The organism is Pseudomonas sp. WSY_20 (assembly GCF_043104335.1).
Lineage (GTDB): Bacteria > Pseudomonadota > Gammaproteobacteria > Pseudomonadales > Pseudomonadaceae > Aquipseudomonas > Aquipseudomonas parafulva_B.
Window position 1 is genome coordinate 1 of sequence record NZ_JBICKP010000051.1, and the last position, 2911, is coordinate 2911.

At 57.1% G+C, this 2911-nt stretch carries 3 protein-coding genes and 3 tRNA genes; all 6 read left to right on the plus strand.

All coding sequences use genetic code 11. The annotated features are described in order from the left end of the window. The first annotated feature begins 194 nt into the window (after positions 1-194). The 6 genes from birA (at position 195) to ACF8E5_RS12925 (ending at position 2765) form a co-directional block, all read left to right on the plus strand. Entirely contained in the window at positions 195-1154 is a 960-nt protein-coding gene (gene birA / locus ACF8E5_RS12900; protein ID WP_078479460.1) for a bifunctional biotin--[acetyl-CoA-carboxylase] ligase/biotin operon repressor BirA, read from the plus strand. Continuing rightward, positions 1144-1893 carry a pantothenate kinase gene (locus ACF8E5_RS12905; protein WP_058606176.1) on the plus strand — a complete coding sequence of 250 codons (750 nt, stop codon included), beginning with the start codon at positions 1144-1146 and terminating at the stop codon, positions 1891-1893. Before birA ends, ACF8E5_RS12905 begins: the two co-directional genes overlap by 11 nt. 7 nt (positions 1894-1900) lie before the next feature. Further along, positions 1901-2326 (plus strand): hypothetical protein, encoded by a 426-nt coding sequence (locus ACF8E5_RS12910; RefSeq protein WP_058639915.1) that lies wholly within the window; start codon positions 1901-1903, stop codon positions 2324-2326. Between the two features lie 152 nt (positions 2327-2478). Beyond that, positions 2479-2562, plus strand: a tRNA-Tyr gene (locus ACF8E5_RS12915). A 24-nt stretch (positions 2563-2586) separates the two neighbouring features. Continuing rightward, positions 2587-2660: transfer RNA gene (locus ACF8E5_RS12920), tRNA-Gly, on the plus strand. A gap of 29 nt (positions 2661-2689) precedes the next feature. Further along, positions 2690-2765: transfer RNA gene (locus ACF8E5_RS12925), tRNA-Thr, on the plus strand. Positions 2766-2911 lie beyond the last annotated feature (146 nt).

The following is a 2911-nucleotide window of genomic DNA, read 5'->3' on the forward strand; positions in this document are numbered from 1 at the left end:
GCAGGTAGGGGTTTTGTCTTTGGGCGTCAAATAAGCCGGCCGGCATTGCACCTGTGAAAGGCGCGAGGATTGGCGGTCTAGGGTCTGAGCCGGACCGGTGCAGCGTACCCCCCAATCCCAATCGCAGGTCCTTGTCCTATGCAAGACAATCCCCCATGGCTATCATGCCAGCCTCATTCGAAGTCGAGACGCGCATGCTGAAGTTGTTGAATCTCCTCAAGGATGGCCGATTCCATTCCGGAGAAGCTCTGGGGGCGGCTCTGGGCGTCAGTCGCAGTGCGGTGTGGAAGCAGCTGCAGCACCTGGAAAGCGAGCTAAACCTCAGTATCCATAAGGTACGTGGACGCGGCTATCAGCTAGCCTCACCGTTGGTGCTGCTGGACAATGCTGCGATCGCAGGATACGCGGAGGCGGCAGCCTGGCCCACATTCATCCATGAGTCGATCGACTCGACCAATGCTGAAGGTATGCGCTTGGCGGCGGCAGGACAGCCAGCGCCCTTCGTCGTCTTGGCGGAGCAGCAGACTGCGGGTCGCGGGAGACGCGGCCGGCAATGGATCAGCCCTTTCGCGCAAAACCTTTACTTCAGTCTGGTGCTGCGCATTGATGGCGGCATGCGCCAGCTTGAGGGCCTGAGCCTGGTCGTGGGGTTGGCGGTCATGCGCACATTGCAGGCATTCGGGGTAAGGAATGTAGGCTTGAAGTGGCCTAACGACGTGCTGGTCGATGGTCACAAGGTCACCGGCATCTTGCTCGAGTTGATCGGTGATCCGGCAGACGTATGCCATGTGGTGCTGGGCATTGGCATAAACGTAAATATGCAGGCCAATGCGCAGGTGGATCAACGATGGACATCCATGCGTCGAGAATTGGGGGCGCCTGTAGACCGCAATCATTTAGTGGCGGTGCTGAGCCACCACTTGGAGCATGAGCTGGGGCGTCACCGCCGATATGGGTTCGCGGCTTTCCAGGAAGAATGGGAGCAAGCGCATCTCTGGCAGGGGCGCAATGTCACGCTCATTGCCGGAGCCACCCAGGTACAAGGCGTAGTCGCGGGCGTGGACGGGCAGGGCGGTTTGCGCATGTGTGTAGATGGCGTGGAGAGAGTTTTCAGCGGCGGCGAGCTTAGTTTGAGGTTGAGTGATGATTCTTGAGCTCGATTGCGGTAACAGCTTCATCAAGTGGCGGGTAATTCACGTTCACGACGCAATGATCGTGGGTGGCGGAATCGTGGATTCCGACCAGACACTCATGGACCAGATCAGAGCGCTGGCATGCGTGCAGGTTACGGCTTGCCGTATCGTCAGTGTGCGCAGTGAAGAAGAAACCGACGCTTTGACGTCACTGATTGCTCAAGTGTTTGCCGTCCAGGCACAGGTCGCACGGTCAGCGCCGGAGATGGCGGGCGTGCGCAACGGCTATGAGGACTATCAGCGCCTTGGTATGGATCGTTGGCTGGCGACGCTGGGCGCATTTCACTTGGCCAAGGGCGCTTGCCTCGTCATTGATCTGGGCACTGCGGCCAAAGCGGACTTCGTGGCGGCCAATGGGGAGCATCTCGGCGGCTATATCTGTCCAGGCATGCCTCTGATGCGCAGCCAGCTGCGCACGCACACGCGGCGTATTCGCTATGACGATGCGTCTGCCGAGCGTGCACTGGTCAGCTTGGCTCCGGGTCGCTCAACGGTGGAGGCGGTCGAACGAGGCTGCGTGCTGATGCTGCAAGGCTTCGTGCGCACACAAGTTGAGCAAGCGCGTGAGATGTGGGGCGAGGATTTTGCTGTGTTCCTGACGGGAGGGGATGCCCCGCTGGTCAAAGACTCGTTGCCTGACGCGCGTGTAGTGCCCGACTTGGTCTTTGTAGGCCTGGCCATGGCCTGCCCGTTGAATTGAGGTGCCTATGCGCTGGTTGTTCTTGTTGCTCCTGATCCTCAATGGTGTGTACTACGTCTGGAATCAGCAGGAGGCACCACTTAAGGTCAAGGATGTCACGCCGCTTTCGCTTTATAAAGGCAGTCAGCAGGACATTCGCCTGTTGCGAGAAGCGGGAGTGGCGGCACCTGATCGGCGTCGCGAAGAGTGCCTCATCGTTGGAGGCGCAATGACGACCGAGGTGCTCGAGTCGCTTCGTCAGCGGCTGACAAGTCTGGACATCGCCACGGCTCCAGTCCGTGGGCAGATCGCAGGTGCCCAGGGGCGTTGGCTCAAAGTAGAGCCTGAAAGTGAACGCTTGTTGGACCCAGCGGCCCTTGACGCGCTTTCCAATGATTTCAAAGACTTAAAACATCAAATTATTTTCTGCCAGGGTATTGCAACTGGTGAATAGCTTGATAGAATGGCGCCCGCTTCGCAGGGAACACCACTCAGGTGGTTGAGTTGCAAGCGGTGTCACTGCAGCTAAGTTTCAGATTTGATTGAAAAAATTTGAAAAAGCGCTTGACACTAGGACGGCAGATGAATAGAATGCCGACCACATCTGGAGGGATTCCCGAGCGGCCAAAGGGGACGGACTGTAAATCCGTTGCGAGAGCTTCGAAGGTTCGAATCCTTCTCCCTCCACCAGTTTTAGCGAGAGCCGCAAGCCTCGCGGGTATAGTTTAGTGGTAGAACCTCAGCCTTCCAAGCTGATGATGCGGGTTCGATTCCCGCTACCCGCTCCAAGTTTGCTGGTTATTGCACAACGTGTTTCGCTCTTGTAGCTCAGTTGGTAGAGCACACCCTTGGTAAGGGTGAGGTCAGCGGTTCAAGTCCGCTCAAGAGCTCCATATAAACAAGGCAGATATGAAAATATCTGCCTTTGTTTTATCAGCGCAAGACTATTTCTTCTGCGGAGGATTGTATCGATGGCTAAGGAAAAGTTTGATCGTACCCTTCCCCACGTTAACGTCGGCACTATCGGCCACGTTGACCA